General features: G+C 72.4%; 10 protein-coding genes. 6 read left to right on the top strand and 4 right to left on the bottom strand.

The window, feature by feature from the left end; all coding sequences use genetic code 11:
• The first annotated feature begins 68 nt into the window (after window positions 1-68).
• The 4 genes from ACH4NX_RS19235 (at window position 69) to ACH4NX_RS19220 (ending at window position 6,624) form a co-directional block, all read left to right on the top strand.
• Entirely contained in the window at window positions 69-1,886 is a 1,818-nt protein-coding gene (locus tag ACH4NX_RS19235) for a DUF4357 domain-containing protein (protein WP_398129318.1), read from the top strand.
• Window positions 1,883-3,142, top strand: coding sequence for an McrC family protein (locus tag ACH4NX_RS19230; RefSeq protein WP_398129319.1), 1,260 nt, complete (start codon window positions 1,883-1,885; stop codon window positions 3,140-3,142). Before ACH4NX_RS19235 ends, ACH4NX_RS19230 begins: the two co-directional genes overlap by 4 nt.
• A gap of 31 nt (window positions 3,143-3,173) precedes the next feature.
• Window positions 3,174-5,309: a UvrD-helicase domain-containing protein gene (locus tag ACH4NX_RS19225; protein ID WP_398129320.1), complete on the top strand. Its 2,136-nt coding sequence runs from the start codon at window positions 3,174-3,176 to the stop codon at window positions 5,307-5,309.
• 292 nt (window positions 5,310-5,601) lie between these two features.
• Window positions 5,602-6,624, top strand: a complete 1,023-nt coding sequence (locus ACH4NX_RS19220; protein WP_351391473.1) for a LacI family DNA-binding transcriptional regulator — start codon at window positions 5,602-5,604, stop codon at window positions 6,622-6,624.
• A 110-nt stretch (window positions 6,625-6,734) separates the two neighbouring features.
• On the opposite strand, the gene ACH4NX_RS19215 is transcribed toward ACH4NX_RS19220, so the two are convergent.
• Window positions 6,735-9,515, bottom strand: coding sequence for a glycosyl hydrolase (locus tag ACH4NX_RS19215; protein WP_398129321.1), 2,781 nt, complete (start codon window positions 9,513-9,515; stop codon window positions 6,735-6,737).
• A 458-nt stretch (window positions 9,516-9,973) separates the two neighbouring features.
• Here ACH4NX_RS19215 and ACH4NX_RS19210 point away from each other — a divergent pair, with 458 nt between their 5' ends.
• Complete coding sequence (locus ACH4NX_RS19210) at window positions 9,974-10,822, top strand: MHYT domain-containing protein (protein WP_398129322.1); 849 nt, start codon at window positions 9,974-9,976, stop codon at window positions 10,820-10,822.
• Between the two features lie 10 nt (window positions 10,823-10,832).
• On the opposite strand, the gene ACH4NX_RS19205 is transcribed toward ACH4NX_RS19210, so the two are convergent.
• Complete coding sequence (locus ACH4NX_RS19205; protein WP_398129323.1) at window positions 10,833-12,512, bottom strand: long-chain fatty acid--CoA ligase; 1,680 nt, start codon at window positions 12,510-12,512, stop codon at window positions 10,833-10,835.
• Between the two features lie 138 nt (window positions 12,513-12,650).
• Between ACH4NX_RS19205 and hemA the strand changes: the two genes are divergently transcribed.
• Window positions 12,651-13,847: a 5-aminolevulinate synthase gene (gene hemA / locus ACH4NX_RS19200; RefSeq protein ID WP_351391940.1), complete on the top strand. Its 1,197-nt coding sequence runs from the start codon at window positions 12,651-12,653 to the stop codon at window positions 13,845-13,847.
• A 167-nt stretch (window positions 13,848-14,014) separates the two neighbouring features.
• On the opposite strand, the gene ACH4NX_RS19195 is transcribed toward hemA, so the two are convergent.
• The gene (locus tag ACH4NX_RS19195) at window positions 14,015-15,889 is read right to left on the bottom strand and encodes an ATP-binding cassette domain-containing protein (protein ID WP_398129324.1); all 1,875 of its coding nucleotides are present in this window, start codon (window positions 15,887-15,889) and stop codon (window positions 14,015-14,017) included.
• Window positions 15,890-16,070: 181 nt separating this feature from the next.
• On the bottom strand, window positions 16,071-17,777 hold the full coding sequence (locus ACH4NX_RS19190) for an ABC transporter ATP-binding protein (RefSeq protein ID WP_398129325.1): 1,707 nt from the start codon (window positions 17,775-17,777) through the stop codon (window positions 16,071-16,073).
• Between the last annotated feature and the right edge of the window lie 63 nt (window positions 17,778-17,840).

Genomic DNA, 17,840 nt, shown 5'->3' with positions numbered 1-17,840 from the left:
TCACTTGACAGCGTCAACAGGTAGACTGAAGAACCTCAGCGCAGACCTCGCGTCCCGGAAGGTCGCCCATGCCTCGACTTGAACTCCTGCCCGGAACACCTGAGTTCCGCATCAAGCTTCCCCAGGACGGCAGCGAGGCCCGCGGGCACCTGCTCGCCGAGTTCGGCGGCAACGGCACCCACAAGTTCGTCCTGCGGGAAGGTTCCCTGGTGGCCGCCGAGGCGTGGCCCGGGCTCGGTGACCACGCCCGCCGCAACCGGGCGCAACTGCGGGAGAGCGGCGTCCTGGTCGAGGTCCAGGCCGATGCCCACCTCCCGCAGGCGCCGGGCCGGTGGGTGGTGACCCAGGACATCGAGTGCAACTCGTCCTCGGCCGCCGCGGCGCTCGTCCACGGCTACGACGCCTCCGGCCCCGAGTCGTGGCGCACGGCGGAGGGCCATCCGCTCGCCGACTACCTGTCCACCGGCTGGCGCGCCCCGCGCAAGGCGTGGCTGGTGCGCGGCTCCAACGTCTCCGGTCACAACCTGGTGCGGCAACTGTGGCTGACGGAGGGCTTCGTCTCCCTCGCGGCCGCGCACCTGCCGCCCCTGGAGGAGACCGACCCGACCAAGAGCTCGCTGCGCCGCTTCGTGGAGGACGGGTACGAGGGGGCGGCCTCGTACAACCAGAAGCGCGGTCTCGTCGACGAACTCCACGCCTTCCTGACGCAGATGCGCGTCGGTGACACCGTCGCCGCGATAGGTGACGGACGGCTGCACATCGGGCGGATCACCGGGGAGGCCGTGCAGGCCTCGTCGCCGGGCGGGCTGTCCAATCTGCGGCGCGCCGTCGCCTGGTCGCCGCGGAGCCACGCGTACGAGGACCTGCCGGAGGAGGTGCAGCAGAAGCTGTCCGTCCAGCATGACGTCGTCGACCTGACCGGCGTACTGGAAGCACTCGACGAGCTCACCGGGCCGCCCGGGCACACGGACCCGGCGGCACCCGGCGAGGACCCCGCCGCCGAACGGCCGGCGCCGCGAGAGCTGTCGCTGCCGGACATCAGCGAGGCACTCGCCGAGGACCTCCTCGTCCATGACCGGGCCTGGCTGGACGAGATGCGGGAACTCCTCGTCGACGAACGGCAGCTGGTGTTCTACGGCCCACCGGGCACCGGCAAGACGTACCTGGCCATGAAGCTGGCCGAGTACCTCGGCGGTGGTCCGGAGCAGGTCAAGATCGTGCAGTTCCATCCCTCGTACTCCTACGAGGACTTCTTCGAGGGTTTCCGCCCCGTGGAGGACCCCGAGACACGCGAGGTGGCCTTCCGGCTGACGGCCGGTCCGCTCCGGGAGCTGGCCGACCTCGCCTCACGCGAGGGCAACCGGCACATCCCGCACTTCCTGATCATCGACGAGATCAACCGTGCCAACCTGGCGAAGGTCTTCGGCGAGCTGTACTTCCTCCTGGAGTACCGGGACCGGTCCGTCCGCCTCACCTACTCCGGGGACGACTTCCCGCTGCCTCCCAACCTCTTCGTGATCGGCACGATGAACACCGCCGACCGCTCGATCGCCCTCGTGGACGCGGCGATGCGGCGCCGTTTCGCGTTCGTCGAGCTGTCCCCGCGCACCGAGCCGACCGCCGGGCTGCTCGGGCGCTGGCTGGAGCGCGAGGGCAGGGACCCGGAGCCCGCCCACCTCCTCGACGCCCTCAACACCCGGATAGACGACGCCGACTTCGCCATCGGGCCCTCGTACCTGATGAAGCCGGGCGTGTACCGCGACGGCGGGCTCGAAAGGACCTGGCGCACGAAGATCCTGCCACTGCTGGAGGAACACCACTACGGCGAGGGCATCGACGTCACCGCCCGCTACGGCCTCGACTCCCTGCGCGAGCGGCTCCCGTGACGGTGCCCGCATCCGACGTGTCCCTGCGCGAGTTCGGACCGGCCGTCTCCGTGCGGCTGAGTGCCGAGGCCGGGCGGGCGCTGGCCGCCTCCGGCATCCTTCGGAGCGCGACCCCCGACCCCGGCCGCACCGGGCACTGGCTGCTGAGGGCGGGCAGCCGGGTCGGGGCGGTGCGCACGCCCGGCGGTCCGGTCGTACGGATCACGCCCAAGACGCCGGTGAGCCGGCTGTTCTTCCTCCTCGGCTTCAGCCTCGACCCGGCCCGCGCCTGGCGCGACAGCAGGGAGGGCACCGTCGACACCGGCGCGTACGAAGACGTCGTCCCCGCGCTCGCCCACGCCGTGGAGCGGCAGATCGACGGGGCGCTGCGGCTGGGCGTCCTCCAGGGCTACCGGGAAGTGGAGGAGTCCGCGCTGGTCGTCCGCGGACGCCTGCGCGAGGCCGAGCAGATCCGCCGGCACTTCGGCCGTACACCGCCCGTGGAGATCACCTACGACGCGTACACCGCCGACACCGCCGAGAACCGCCTCCTGCGCGCCGCCACGGAGCGGTTGCTGCGACTGCCCGGCGTCCCCGGGCCCGTCCGGCGGCGCCTGGCCCACCAGCGGGTACGGCTGGCCGACGCGCAGCCCCTGGTCCGGGGGCGGGAACTGCCACGTTGGCAGCCGTCCCGCCTCAACTCCCGGTACCAGCCGGCGCTGCGGCTCGCCGAGGCCGTCCTGCGCGGTACTTCGCCGGAGCACCGGCCGGGCGGGACCGACCCGCTCACCGTGGACGGCTTCCTCTTCGACATGAACCGGCTCTTCGAGGACTTCGTCACGGTGGCCCTCCGCGAGGCCGTGCGGGAGCACGGCCTGACGGCGCGCCCGCAGGACGTCCACCACCTCGACCTCGCGGGCCTCGTGCGGATGCGCCCGGACCTCGTCGTACACACCGGCGACGGCCGCACCCCGGTCGCCGTCGCCGACGCCAAGTACAAAGTGGAGAAGGCCGACGGGCTCCTCAACGCCGACCTCTACCAGGCGCTCACCTACGCCACCGTGCTCGGACTGCGCGAGGCACACCTGGTGTACGCGGCCGGACGCCGCCCCGAGCGCTTCCACGAGGTGCGGGGAACGGCGGCGGGACCGGACGGCCGGGGCATGCGGATCCACCAGCACAGCCTCGACCTCTCCCGTGAACCGGGGCAACTCCTCGCCGCCCTGGGGCAGATCGCCGCACGGCTGGCCGAGGGCGTCCCGCATCCGCGATCATGAGAACAACGTCCGGTGGAAGGAAGGAACCCCCATGCCCCGGCTCGCCTTCACCCAGAGCTTCTGGGACGGCTACGACACCCTGGAGAAGCCGGTCCGAGCGGGGGTACGCAAGGCCATGGCGAAGTTCCAGGCCATGAGCGTCGCCGGACTGAACGCGGACAAGGGCTTGCACCTGGAGTCCGTGGAGAAGGCCCGTGATCCGCGGATGCGCACCATTCGCATCACCGACTTCTGGCGGGGTGTCGTCCTCGCGCCGGACGACGGCAGTGACACGTTCCTCCTGGTCAACGTGTTGCCGCACGACGACGCCTACACCTGGGCGGCGAAGCGCCTGTACAGCGCGAACTCCGCCACGCGCGCCCTGGAGGTGCGCGACGCCGTCGCGCTGGACGAGCTGACGCCGCTGTACGAGACAGCCGCACGCACCGCTCCCCGGCTGCTGTTCGCGGGTGTCTCCGACCGCACACTGCGCGAGCTCGGTGTCGACGACCAGGTTCTGCGCGCCGCACGGTCCCTGGTGGACAAGGCACAGCTGGAGGCCTTCGCCACGCTCCTGCCGGAGGACCAGCTGGAAGTGCTCCAATACCTCGCCGAGGGGTTCGGCCCGGAGGAGGTCTACCGGGACGTGGTGGCGGTCCGCCGCCCCGCCGACGCGCCCGCCGAACCGGTCGAGGACCTGGCCACCGTGATCGCCAACACCCCGGCCCGCATCCGGCTGGTCTCCGGACCGCAGGAGCTGGAGGAGATGCTGGAGAAGCCGTTCGCGGCCTGGCGGGTCTTCCTGCACCCCTCCCAGCGCCGCGTGGCCTACCGCGCCTCGCACGGCGGGCCCGTCCAGGTCACCGGAGGACCCGGCACGGGCAAGACGGTCGCCGCCCTGCACCGGGTCAAGCACCTGCTCGGCCGCTCCGAGGACGGCCGCGTCCTGCTCACCACGTACACGAACGCGCTCGCCGCCGGACTGCGCGACATGCTCGGCCTGCTCCTCGACGAGGACGAGAGGCTGCTGGCACGGGTGGACGTGACCACGGTCGACGCCTTCGCGAACGGCGTCGTGCGCGCCGGCTCGGCCGCAGCGCCGAAACCGATCGGGGACCGGGAACAACGGCAGTTGTGGGAGAAGGCGGTCAAGCAGCTCGACCTGCCGTTCACCGCCCAGTTCCTGGCACAGGAGTACCGGCACGTCGTCCTCGGCCAGAACCTCCGCGACCTGGACGCCTACCTCGGCGCGAGTCGTCGTGGCCGCGGCACCGGCCTCGGACCCACCCGCCGCCGCGAGGTGTGGAGGTGCGTGGAGCGGTTCGAACAGTTCCTGCGGGACCGGGGGGAGACCACGCACCTGCGCGTCTGCGCCCGCGCGGTGGAACTCCTCACCGACCGGCCGGCCCCGTACGCCCACGTCGTCGTCGACGAGGCACAGGACCTGCATCCCGCGCAGTGGCGTGTGCTGCGCGCCGCCGTCCGGCCCGGCCCCGACGACCTGTTCGTCACCGGCGACCCGCATCAGCGGATCTACGACTCCCGGGTGTCGCTCGGCTCACTGGGCATCACCACGACCGGCCGCAGCTTCCGCCTGCGCGTCAACTACCGCTCCACGGAGGAGATCCTCGCCTGGTCCGCCCGCCTCCTCGCACCCGTCGCCGTCGACGCCCTCGAGGGCGAGGGGACGGACTCGCTGGCCGGGTACCGCTCGCTGCTCCGCGGCCGCCACCCCGAGGTACGGGGACACGCCACCCGGCAAGGGGAGACCGAGGCGCTGGTGGAACGGGTCCGCGCGCTGCTCGACGAGGGTCTCGCGCCGCACGAGATCGGCGTGTGCGGACGTTTCAACCTCTCCCTGGACACCGCCGAGGACAAGCTGCGGGCCGCCGGCATCCCGGTGCTACGGGTGAGGGGCCAGGTCGCGAGCGGCACGGAGGGCGTACGGCTGGCGACGATGCACTCCATGAAGGGCCTGGAGTTCCGGGCGGTGTCCGTGCTCGGCGCCGCCGAGGGCTCCGTGCCGTTCGCGCGGGAGATCACCCCTCGTGAGGCGGACCCGCTCCAGCACGAGGCCGACCTGCTCCGTGAGCGCTGCCTGCTCTTCGTCGCCTGCACACGCGCTCGCGAGAGTCTGAGCGTGACGTGGAGCGGGACCGCGAGCCCGTTCCTTCCGCTGGTGGCCTGATCCCCGTGGCCCGGCGCCGTACTCGTTCCCCCGGCGCCGGGGCACCGGTCGCCGGACCGTCACGGGCGACCTCCGCGAGCCGCCGGCTCAGGCGCACGACACGGAGACGGTCGCGATGGTCCCCGGCCGACTGCCCAAGACCGGCCGGGCGCCTCACCCGTCCGGCGTGACCTTCCCCCCCTCCGTGGAAGCGCTCTCAGCGCGCCGTCGCCTGCGTCTATCGTGAAGCACACGGATTCAGGCGGAACAGTCGCCGGATCCCTCGCAGACGCACGTAGAAGGAGCGCCCACCGTGTCGGAGCAGACCGTGAGGGCCCGTCCCACGCTGGAAGCCGTCGCGGCGCGCGCCGGCGTCTCCCGTGCGACGGCCTCCCGGGTCGTCAACGGAGGCGCGGGAGTGCGGCCCGCGCTGGCCGACAAGGTGCGCCGGGCGGTCGAGGAGCTGGACTACGTTCCCAACCACGCGGCCCGCACCCTGGTCACCCGGCGGACCGGTGCGGTGGCGGTGATCATCGCGGAGCCCGAGTTCCGGGTGTTCGCCGATCCGTTCTTCAAGCAGCACGTGCGGGGGATCAGCCGGGAGCTGACCGCGCACGACGCGCAGCTGGTGCTGCTGTGGGCGGAGGGTCCCGAGGACCACGAGCGGATCGCACGCTATCTGGGGGGCGGGCACGTCGACGGCGCGCTCGCCTTCTCCCTCCACGACGACCGGCTGCCGTCCCTGATCGCCCGGGCCGGTGTGCCGGCGGTGCTGGGGGGCCGTCCGGCGGGGAGCGAGGACCTGGGCATTCCGGTGGTGGACTGCGACAACCGCGGCGGTGCCCGGGACGCGGTACGCCATCTGGTCGGTCTGGGCCGCGGGCACATCGCGCACATCACGGGCCCCCGCGACCAGACCTCGGCGATGGACCGGATCCACGGTTACCGCGATGTCCTGGTCGACGCCGATCCGCTGCTGCTGTGCGAGGGCGACTTCACCGAGGAGAGCGGGGCCCGCGCGATGGGCGAGCTGCTGGACCGGCGTCCCGGGATCGACGCGGTCTTCGCCTCCAACGACACGATGGCCCTGGGCGCGCTGCGCACGCTGCGCGAGCGCGGGATGAGGGTGCCCGAGGACGTCGCGGTGGTCGGTTTCGACGACATGGCCTCCGTGGTCCGGGCCGCGGAGCCGGCGCTCACCACGGTCCGCCAGGACATCGAGGGCATGGGCCGGATCATGGTCAAGCTGCTGATGCGTCTGCTGGACGCGCCCGGCGAGGAGGTGCCCGCCTCCGTGATCACCCGGACGACGCTGGTGCGCCGGGCCTCGGCCTGACGGGCACTCGGAACTGGCGGGCGCTCGGCCCGAACGACGAACGGCGAACGGCGGGGGCGGGGCCGGAGCTCCGCACCCGCCGCGTCATCCGCCGGGGGCCGCCGGGTGCGTCATTCGTAGGGAATGACCACCACGGACGTGTCGCCGCCGGTGCGCAGCAGCGCGCTCCCGTTGCCGATGGCGCTCCAGACCTCCAGCCGCACCGTTCCCCCGCTCAGGTTTCCGAGGGTGCCGGTCGCGGCCTTCAGACCGCGGGTCTGGTCGTACTCCTCCCAGCCGGTGACCGGGTCGGTGGCGAAGTACCGGTAGGTCTCGGTCCGGTCGAAGGTGCCGTCGCCGGTGAGGTCGTAGCTGATACGCGCCTGCTGGCCGAGGCCGACGGCGGTGCGGGCGTCCACCGGGAGGCGGAACGCGGTGGACGCGCCCGCCTTGAGGGTGGCGTTGACGCCCTTGGCCTCGTAGACGAGGGGCTTGTTCGGGGTGCCGTCGTGGTTGCCGCCCCCGGCCGACGGGATGGTGTCGCTGGCGGCCGTGCCGCCGGTGGCCGTGGTGAGGGCGCCGCCGGAGCGGAGCTGGAAGGTGTTGCCGGTGGGCGGCTCCGGGTCCGGGTCCGGGCCGCCGGTGTCGGTGCCGGTCCCGGTCGCGGTGGAACGCGCGGGCACGGCGAGCGTCTTGCCGTCGGAGAAGGTGACCGTGCGGGCCGTGGAGCCGTGGTTGTGGGCGGCGTAGGTGCGGGTGCCGTTCTTGGTGAACACCGCGGACGTGGGCAGGTCGCCGGTGACCGAGGGGTCGGGGGCGCCGAGGGCGTCCAGGGTGGTGATCCAGTGGTACGTGTGCGCCTTGGACTCGCCCTGCTCCGGGGTGTATCCGGCGTGGCCGGCGTCCCACTTCGCCTTCGCGGCGGCCGGGTCGGCCAGCGACTGGAACTCCCAGAGGATGTCGCGCCATTCGACGGCGGGCCCGCCGTTCTCGCGCTCCAGCTCCGCTAGGTTGCGCCGGATCGCGTCCTTGTGCCCGGCCAGGTGCGGGGAGCCGCCCGCGGTCACGGGCAGGACGTTGATGCCGTGGATCTCCTCCGGGTTCGCGGTCCACCAGGTGGAGTAGGCCCCGCCGCTGCCCCACACCATGCCGACCGTGTCGTGGGTGAAGGAGCCGGGGAAGACCTGCTGGTCGGCGTCGAACCAGTACTGGGCGATCGCCTCGCCCTCGGTGGCGAGCAGGTAGCTGCCGAGGTCGCGCAGTTCGGTGTTGCCGGTGGCCGAACCCCACAGGACCAGCGCCGCGCTGAGGTTGGTGGACTCCGAGGAGGACTCCTGGTTGTTGCCGGCGGCGAAGCCCTGGTGGCCGGAGGCCCAGCTGTGCCCGGCGTAGACGTCGAAGCCGCGCAGGAAGGGGAAGGCGCTGTCGGTGCGGCTCGGGTTCGCGGTGTCGCGGACCAGGGTCTTGACCATGCCGCCCCAGGCGGAGTCCGCGGCCCAGGAGGCGTCGTACTGGGCGACGATCGCGGCGGCGTACACGTAGTAGCCGTAGTGGAAGTGGTGGTCGTTGAGTTCGGCGTCGCTGCCGTAGGAGGCGGGGTAGCCGGTGAGGGTCTTCCAGTCCTTGTCGTACGAGAACTCGCTCGCCCCGCCGGCGGTGAACCACTCCTGCAGACGGCCCTTGAGCAGGCCGACGAGTCTGTCCCGGACCGCGGTCTCGCCGATCTGCTCGGCGAGCGGCACCAGTTGGGCGAGCTTGCCGAGCGCCTTTCCGGTCCAGTAGGTGTCCGTGGCCCCGGAGAACGGGTCGGCGGAGTTGGCGACCTCGGACAGGTAGGTGCGCAGCCGGGACGTGTCGACCGCGCTGGTCTTCGGCAGCGCGGGCAGGACCGGGGCGGCCTTCTGGCGAGTGGTGAAGGAGGCGCTTTCCCGGACCTTCATGGTGCCGCGGGGAGAGACGTAGGTGTAGGGCGTGAGGGTGTCGGTGGTGTGCAGCCACTGGTGGCGGTAGAGGGCCTGGAGGGTGCCGCGTTCGGTGCCCTCCTTGGCCTCGGTGGTGAGCTTGTACGTGGCGCCGACCGTGCCGCCCGAGGCGCTCCAGTCGACCTGCGATCCGGTGACGAAGCTGAACGCGTACTTGCGGAAGGTCGCGAGTGCGTCGGTGGAGGGCAGTACGGCGACGGAGAAGTAGTCCTTGGCGCCGAGCCCGGCGGTGATCGTGGTGCCGGAGATGTTCCAGTCGCTGCCGGTCGGTGCGAAGAGGGCGTAGTGGTGGCCGCCGACCGTGATGCCGACGGCGTTGCCCTGGTCGGAGAAGACGGTCGGCGTGGCCGCGGTGGTGATCTGGGCGTTGCCACCGGAGCCCTGGGCGTAGACGAAGGGCATGCCGTGGCCGATGGTGGTCCGCAGGGTGCGGGTGCCGTCGGACCAGTACGGGGTGACCGTCCAGTCGGACCAGGCGTCGGCCTTGGTGTCGGGCGAGTTGAGTCCGCTCAGGCCGAGGGTGAGGTCGCGCTTGTGCGCGTACTCGTACTGGCGGCCCTCGCCCACGACGGTGGGGCTGGTCGGGTAGCCGACCTCCAGTCCGCCGGAGACGGCCTGGTAGGTGAGCGGGTGGCCGTACATGGGCGTGGAGTACGGGTTGTCGCCGTAACGCTGGAAGGCGAGTGAGGACCACCAGTCGTTGGTGGGCACGGGTCTGCCCTGGGCGGCCTGCGTGACCTTGGGGGTGACCGGCGCGCCGGTGTTGGTCGTGGGGCCGGTCGTGCCCGGCGGCCGGGTGTCGGAGTAACTCCCGGCTCCTACGGGGACGGTGGCGGCCGACGCCGGAGACGCGGCCGGGCCGAGGCCCACTGCCGCCAGCGCGGCGGCCAGGACCACCGCGGCAGCCGGCCGTGATCGGGGAGTTGGCATGGGGGTGCACCTCGTGTCGTCGAGAGGGACGGGCTCGTCGTCGGCGGTCGCCACAGCCCGGGGGGAGGCACTGGAGTGAGTCGCGGCGGAACCGTTGCGGGGATCGTGGGGGGTCCGGTTGAGAGCGCTCTCAGATGGCGGAAAAGTAAGACCTTTGAAATCGGTTGTCAATACATCGCGCAAGGCGCGGCAACCACAGGGGCACACGGCGGATTTCGATGGGCGCGAGTCGTGCCCGCGGCTGCCGCCGGACCGGCGTCGGGGAAGGACTTTCTCCCTCAATCCGTCGGAGAGTCCCCCTACCGTGAGGAACGGCACAAGGTCCCAGGTTCATGACATCGGACCAGATGTGATTGATTAATGCGCGCGGATCGCTCGATACGGCCCGTTCCGCCCTCGGTGTCCGACCGGACCGTCCGACGGCGTTCCAGTACTACAAGCAAGAAGGGCATCGGGCCGTGACTGCCACCGTGACCGACTTCCACTTCGGCGCGGTGACTCCCGTCGCCGCCTATCTGATGGCCTGTCTGGGGTCGGCGCTGGGCCTGCGCTGCACCGTGCGGTCCATGCGCCGGGGGCCGCGCGGCCGCAAGGCCGGCTGGCTCTCGCTGGGCGCCGTGTGCATCGGCTGCGGCATCTGGACCATGCACTTCATCGCGATGATCGGTTTCAGCGTGGACGGCGCGGCCGTCGAGTACGACGCCCGGCTGACGCTGTTGAGCCTCGCGGTCGCGGTCGTCGTCACCGCCGCGGGCGTGTTCCTGGTCGGCTACCGGGGGGCGAGGCCGAGGATCCTGGCCACGGCGGGCGTGCTCATGGGGCTGGGCGTCGCGGCCATGCACTACCTCGGAATGGCCGCCATGCGCGTGCACGGCACCACTCAGTACGACACGACGGCCGTGGTCCTGTCCGTCCTGATCGCCGTGGTCGCGTCCACCGCGGCCCTGTGGGCGGCGATGACCGTCCGGGGGCTGCGGTCGAGCCTCGGTGCCAGCCTCGTCATGGGGATCGCCGTCACCGGGATGCACTACACCGGCATGGCCGCCGTGAGCGTCCACCTCGACCACACCGACACCGTGACCTCGCAGTCCTCGATCGGCCTGCTGTCGTTCCTGCTCGCGATGATCGCGGGGCCGCTGATCGTTCTCGTACTGGCCGCGGCCATCGTCATGTTCGACCCCGAACTGGTACTCGGTGACGACGACCCCCGGCACACGGTCCGGGCGAAGGCGACGCCGCCGCCCCCGTTCCCGCCGGCCCCGGCCGACCCGCGCCCCGACGAGTACCGGGAGCCGGCCCGGTACTGACCGGACCGCCTCACGGCGCCGCCCTTCGGCCACCCCGCCCGGTGTCGTCGGACGACTGGAGCAGTGCGGTCAGTTCCCTCTTGAGCACCTTGCCGCTGGATCCCAGGGGCAGGTGGTCGAGGAAGACCACCCGCCGCGGCCGCCGGTACGCCGCGATGTGCCGTTTGCCCCAGGTCACGAGGGAGTCCGCCAGTGCCGCGTCCGGCGTCAGACCGTCCCGCGGCACCACCACGGCGCACACCTCCTGGCCGTTGACCGGGTCCGGCAGGCCCACCACCGCGACCCGGGCGACCGCGGGATGCCGGAGCAGCGCGTCCTCGACCTCGCGGGGATAGACGTTGTAGCCGCCGCGGAGGATCACGTCCTTCTTGCGGTCGACGACGGTCAGATACCCCTCGTCGTCCAGCAGTCCCAGATCGCCGGTGCGGAACCAGCCGGCGACGAACGCGGCGGCCGTGGCGCGGGGGTCGTCGACGTACCCGGCCATCAGGTTGTGTCCGCGGACCACGATCTCGCCCACCTCGCCGGCGGGGAGCGGCTCGACGGCGTCCTCCACAGTGGGGCGGACTATGCCGACCTCCACGCCCCAGACCGGCTTGCCGACCGTGCCGGGCTTCCTGGGCCAGTCGCGCTGGTTGTAGGCGACGCAGGGAGACGTCTCGGTGAGGCCGTACCCCTCGTAGACCGGGCAGCCGAAGGTGGCCTCGAACGCGTCGAGCGTGCGCACCGGCAGGGCCGAGCCTCCGGAGTAGGCGCGGTCCAGCCTCGGCCGTACGGGACGGCGGGCGGCCGCCTCGACCAGGGCGAAGTACATCGTGGGCACCCCCATCAGGACCGTGCACCCCTCGGCCTCCATCAGGTCGAGCGCGTCCTCGGCGGTGAACCGCCGCATCAGCACCAGCCTCGCACCGGCCCGGAAAGACGTGCCCATGCCGCAGATCTGGCCGAAGGTGTGGGAGAGCGGGAGGCAGCCGAGCAGCACGTCGCCGGAGCTCATCTCGAAGGGGGAGAGCATCGTGGTGCCGACGTTCATCACCAGGTTGAGGTGGGTGATCGCCGCTCCCTTGGGGCGGCCGGTGGTGCCGGAGGTGTAGAGGATCACCGCGACGTCGCCCGGTGCGCGGGGCACCGGCCCCGGCATCGGCTCGGCGGTGGCGGCGAGTCCGTCGAGCGCCGGGCACGGGCCCCGGTCGTCGCCCGCGCCGACGGTGAGGACGGGCGCGCCCGCCGCCTCGGCCGCCGGTTCCGCCTCCCCGAGCAGCTCGGCCGAGCAGACGAGGGCCCTGGCCCTCGAGTGCCGGAGGATGTGGTCGATGTCGTCGGTCTTCAGCAACACGTTCACGGGCACGACGGTCGCGCCGAGGGCGAGGATCGCGAAGTAGGCCATCGGGAAGTGCGGTGAGTCGGTCACCAGCAGGCCGACCCGGTCACCGGGGCCGATCCCCCGCTCGCGCAGCACCGCGGCGTACCGGAGCGCCGAGCGCCAGAGCGAGCCGTAGGTGATCCGCTCGGCGCCCGCGACGAGCGCGGTGCGATCCGGCCACCGGCGCGCGGAGTCCGAGAGGATCGTGGCCGCCGACAGGGTCGCTCCCGGGGCCACGCACGTTTCGGCGCGGCTGTCGGAAGGGCCGGTGGCGGCGCCGGAGTTCGCCGCGAACATCCCGGCCAGGGGATTTCCGTAAGCGCCCATCGAGACTCCCCTTCGCGTTCCGGTACACGGCTGATATCGGCCGTACGGCAGCAGGGAACGTGTTCTGTGCAAGACCTGCGGTGGATCCTAGGATGAGCCCCGACCCGTTGGGAAGCGGAAAAGGAGCGGACCTTGGACATGTCCCCGTACATGGACTTCTTCGTACGCCTCGCCCACGAAACCGGCGACCAGAAGAGGGAGTTCCTCGAACTGGGCCGCAAGGCGGGTCGGTTCCCCGCGGCGAGCACCTCGGATGGCGAGATCTCCATCTGGTGCAGCAACGACTATCTCGGTATGGGGCAGCATCCGGACGTCCTCGACGCGATGAAGCGCGCCGTGGACGAATACGGTGGCGGATCAGGGGGTTCGCGGAACATCGGCGGAACGAATCACTGCCATGTCGCCCTGGAGCGGGAGTTGGCCGAACTGCACGGCAAGGAGGACGCCGTTCTCTTCGCCTCCGGATATTCCGCCAATGAGGGGTCCCTGTCGGTGCTCGCGGGTGTCATCGACGACTGCCAGGCGTTCTCGGATTCGGCGAATCACGCTTCCATCATCGACGGATTACGGCACAGCGGTGCCCGCAAGTACATATTCCGACACAACGACGGGGAGCACCTGGAGGAGTTGCTGGCCGCGGCCGATCCGGACCGGCCGAAGCTGGTGGCCCTGGAGTCCGTGCACTCGATGCGGGGCGACATCGCGCCACTGGCCGAGGTCGCGGGCCTGGCCAAGCGGTACGGAGCCGTCACCTTCCTCGACGAGGTGCACGCGGTCGGCATGTACGGTCCGGGCGGTGCGGGCATCGCGGCCCGGGCCGGCCTGGACTCCGAGTTCACGGTGGTGATGGGCACCCTCGCCAAGGCCTTCGGTATGACGGGCGGCTATGTCGCGGGGCCGGCCGTGCTCATGGACGCGGTGCGCGCCCACGCCCGTTCCTTCATCTTCACCACGGCACTGCCGCCCGCGGTCGCGGCGGGCGCGCTCGCCGCGGTACGGCACCTGCGCGGCTCGGACGTCGAGCGGCAGCGGCTGGCCGGGAACGCGCGGCTGACGCACGGGCTGCTCCGCGAGCGGGGCATTCCCGTGCTGTCGGACGAGTCCCACATCGTCCCCGTCCTGGTCGGTGAGGAGCGGATGTGCCGGCGGATGTCGGTTCTGCTGCTGGAGCGGCACCGGGCGTACGTCCAGGCCGTCAACGCGCCCAGTGTCCCGGTGGGCGAGGAGATCCTGCGGGTCGCCCCCTCGGCGGTGCACGAGCCCGACGAGATCCACCGGTTCGTGGACGCCCTGGACGGGATCTGGTCCGAAGTGGGGGCGGCCCGGGAGGACTGAGGCCCAGGAGGTCCGCGGTTGCGCGGGTTCGAGGCCCGACGGGTACGAGGCTCGACGGGTACGAGGCCCGAGGGGTTCGAGGCCCGACGCGTACGAGGCCCGAGGGGTTCTGGGCCCGGCAGGTCTGAGGTTGGACCCCCGGGGGGGCGGATCGCTCTTCGGGCGGATCACGAGTGACGCGTGTCGCGGGGGTCGCGAGGGGCGGGGCCGGGGTCCCCGGTCGCCGTTCGCGGGCCCGCGCCCGTCCAGATCCGGCCCATCTCGGCGGAGGTCGCCATGACCTCGTCGAAGGTGCCCGAGGCCTCCATCCTCCCGTCCACGAGGACCACCACACGGTCCGCGGCGCGCAGCAGCGCCGGTCTGTGGGAGACCGCGAGCACGGTGTGCGTCCCGTCCAGCAGCCTCTCCCACAGCAGGTGTTCGGTCTCCGGGTCGAGGGCGCTGGAGACGTCGTCCAGCACCAGGAGTTCGGGACCACACGCCAGCATGCGGGCGATGGCGGCCCGCTGGACCTGTCCGCCCGACAGGCGCAGGCCGCGCGGGCCGACCACGGTGTCCGGGCCGTCCTGCATCGCCGCGAGGTCGGGCTCCATCACGGCGAGGCGCGCGGCCTCGGCGAAGACCGCGTCGTCCCGGCCCAGCAGGACGTTCTCCCGCACCGTTCCGCTGAAGAGCCGCGGTACCTGAGGGGTGTACCCACAGCGCGGCGCGACCAGGAACGACGCGGGGTCGGCGACCGGTTCGCCGTTCCACAGGACGGTGCCCCGGTCGTGCGGCAGCAGCCCGAGCACGGCCCGGACCAGGGTGCTCTTGCCGGAGCCGACCCGGCCGGTGACCACGGTGACGGTGTGCCGCTCCACCACCAGGTCCACGTCCGCTATCCCGTGCCGTGTCCCGGGGTGGCGGGCCGTCAGGCCGCGGACGGTCAGTTCCCGCAGAGGCGGGGCGGGGGCCGGGCCGCTGTCCGGCATCGCGGACTCCCCGCCGGCCGCTCCCGGCGCGAGGGACGGGCCGGCCCGCTCCAGGGACCGCCGCAGCCGGCCGTCGCCGAGGAAGCAGGCGATCCGTCCGAGCGCCACCGAGACCCGCTGCAACCGCACGGACAGCATGCCGATCGAGCCCAGGGCCTCGGTCAGCATCTGCAGGTAGAAGGCGAACAGGGCGAGGTCCCCGACGCTGAAGGCCCCCTCGTCCATCCGGCCCGCGACCAGGAGCAGCACCACGCCGACCCCGATCGGGGCCGCGTTGCCGATCACCGTGCGCTGGAGGACGGCGTACAGCTCCTCCCGTACCGCGGCCCTGGCCCGGGCGCCGTTCAGCCGGGTGAGGTGCGCGGCGACCTGCGGCTCGGCCGCGGCGGCCTGCACCGCGCTCACGGCACCCACCATCTCCCGCAGGGCACCCGCCACCTCGCCGGACGCGGCCCGGGTCGCCCGCCGGTGCCTGAGGAACCGGCTGTGGGCCAGCGCGGTGACCAGCGTCAGCAGGACGAGGAGCGCGATGAGGGCGCCGGTGACCACGGCGTCGATCCGCGTCATCACCGTGACCGCCGCGGCGACGAAGATCCAGTGGGCGAGGTTCGTCGGCGCCCAGGCGACGAAGAACCCCGTCTCGTCGACGTCCTCGCCCACCGTCCGCAGGGACTCGCCGGGAGTGGTGCGGGCCGTCACCTCCGGGGCGCGCAGCGCCGACCCCAGCAGGGCGTGCCGCAGCCGGGCGGTGGTGCCGTACTGGACCCGCGGCTCCAGCCTGCTGATCATCACGCCGAACTGAAGGCACAGCCGCCCCGCCTCGATCCCGGCCACCAACGCGATGATCAGCCACACGCCCCCGTCCGCGCCCAGCGCGTCGAACAGCCGCTGGAACAACAGTCCCACCGCGAGGGTGCCCAGCCGCAGGAGGATCCACAGACCGGTGAGGGTCCAGTAGGCGCGGGCGGAACCGCGCAGCACGTCCGTGAGCCGTCCCAGGACGGAGCGCCGCTCCACGCCGTCGACCGCCCGCCCCGTGCTCTGGCCCACCGGCCCCGCGCGCCGGTTCACCGGACCCGTGCCTCGGTCCGCGGGGCCCGCACCTCAATCTGCGGGGCCCGTACCTCAGCCCCCACGCCGCCCCGCACCGCGGCTCGCCGGTCCCGCGCCCCGCCCCGTCCGCCCGGGGCCCTCGTCCAGCCGCTCCACCCGCTCCGCCCCTCACACCCCGCCCCCTCCCCGCCCCCGTTCCTCACCGGGCGGCCCCCGCCGTGCGGAGGAGTGCGTGGAAGTGCGACGAGGGGTCGGCGGCGAGGGTGGTCCGTTCGCCCTCCTCGGCGACCTTCCCGTCCTCCAGTACCAGGATCCGGTCGGCGTTCCGGAGCAGGTGCGGGCGGTGCTCGACCACGACCGCGGTCCTGCCGTGGAGCAGCCGCTCCAGCGCGGGCACCAGGAGCCGTTCGCTGTACGGATCCAGCCGGGCCGTCGGCTCGTCCATCAGGACCAGTCCCGGATCGCGCAGGAACACCCGGGCCAGCGCGAGCTGTTGCTCCTCGCCCGCGGACATGCCCCGGGCGCCGGCGCCGAGCAGCGTGTCCAGGCCGTCGGGCAGAGTGCGCAGCCAGGAGCCGAGTCCGGCGTCGCCCAGCGCGGCGCGCAGCCGGTCGTCCGGGACCGTCCGGTCGAAGAAGGTGAGGTTGTCCCGCAGCGCGGCATGGAAGACGTGCACCTCCTGCGTGACCAGCGCGACCCGGCTGCGCAGCGCCCGGGGGTCGATCTCCGTCACGTCCAGGCCGCCGGCCGACACCGTGCCCGTCTCGGGCCGGTGGAGCCCGAACAGCAGCCGGACGACGGTGGACTTGCCGCTGCCGGTGCGTCCCACGACGCCGAGGCGTTCGCCGGGGCGCAGGGAGAAGGAGACGTCCCGCAGCACCGGTTCGCCGGGCTCGTAGGAGAAGGCGACCCGGTCGAAGCGGACTCCTGGCCGTCCGGCCGGCAGGGTCCCGGCGCCGGTGCGCGGCGGCTCCTCGTGGCCCAGCAGGTCCCTCAGCCGCTGCACACTCGCGGCCGCGTCCTCCAGGTCGCGGAAACGGGTGGTGACCGCGAGCAGGGGGCGGCGCAGCAGCATGGCGTAGGACAGGGAGGCGAAGGCCGTCCCGGTGGAGAGCTGCCCGCGGGAGTGCAGCCAGGCGCTGACCGCCAGCGCCAGGACGACGCTGACGGCGGACAGCCCCTGCACGGTGGCGGGCCAGCGGACCGAGGCGCGGGCGGCCTCGCGGGCCTTGTGGTACAGGTCCTCCTGGCGGTCGCCGAGTTCCCGCAGGGTGTACCGCGAGGCCCCGTTGGCGCGGAGGTCCTCCGCCGCCGCGAGGCGCTCCTCGAGGAAGCCCTGGAGGTCCGCCGCGACCCGCTGCCGTGCGGTGACGAAGGGCATGGCACGGCCCACCAGGGTCCGCAGCAGCAGCAGGGTGCCGGCCGCGAACGGGGCGAAGAGCAGGGCGAGCCGCCACTCCAGTCGGAAGAGGGCGACGAGGATGCCGACGATGAGCAGCGCCTGCGCCAGCAGTTCCAGGAGGAGTGCCGACATCACCGCGGCGAGCCGGGTGACGTCGGCGTCCATCCGCTCGACGAGTTCGCCGGGCGGGTGTTCGCGGTAGAAGTCCGGTGGCCGGCTCAGGCAGTGCTCGACCAGGTGCGCGCGGAGTCGGTCGGTGCTGCGCCAGGCGACCCGTGAGGACAGCGCCTCGGTGCCCGTGGTGACCACGAGTACGCCCACGGCGGCGGCCAGGGACCAGGCGGCGAGGTCCGTCAGGGTGCTGCGGGAGTCGCCCGAGAGCGTCCCGTCGATGAACCCGCGCAGCAGGTAGGGCGCCACCAGCTGGAGGCCTATCCCGGTGGGGACCAGCAGAGCGAGCAGCGTCATGGCGGTCCGTTCGCCGCGCAGGTAGCGGAGAAGCATGGAAAGGTGCCGTAACGGACTGCCTGCCAACGTGTCCCTCCCCCATTCGCCCGGCGGCGAACG

The sequence above is a fragment of the Streptomyces sp. NPDC017225 genome (genome assembly GCF_044331465.1).
GTDB lineage: Bacteria > Actinomycetota > Actinomycetes > Streptomycetales > Streptomycetaceae > Streptomyces.
This window is presented reverse-complemented; position numbering and strand designations above follow the sequence as displayed.

Excerpts from the sequence above, each read along its gene's own strand:
- ACH4NX_RS19235 (WP_398129318.1), top strand. The coding sequence starts at position 69 with ATGCCTCGACTTGAACTCCTGCCCGGAACACCTGAGTTCCGCATCAAG.
- ACH4NX_RS19225 (WP_398129320.1), top strand. The coding sequence starts at position 3,174 with ATGCCCCGGCTCGCCTTCACCCAGAGCTTCTGGGACGGCTACGACACC.
- ACH4NX_RS19215 (WP_398129321.1), bottom strand. The coding sequence starts at position 9,515 with ATGCCAACTCCCCGATCACGGCCGGCTGCCGCGGTGGTCCTGGCCGCC.
- ACH4NX_RS19205 (WP_398129323.1), bottom strand. The coding sequence starts at position 12,512 with ATGGGCGCTTACGGAAATCCCCTGGCCGGGATGTTCGCGGCGAACTCC.
- hemA (WP_351391940.1), top strand. The coding sequence starts at position 12,651 with ATGTCCCCGTACATGGACTTCTTCGTACGCCTCGCCCACGAAACCGGC.
- ACH4NX_RS19190 (WP_398129325.1), bottom strand. The coding sequence starts at position 17,777 with ATGCTTCTCCGCTACCTGCGCGGCGAACGGACCGCCATGACGCTGCTC.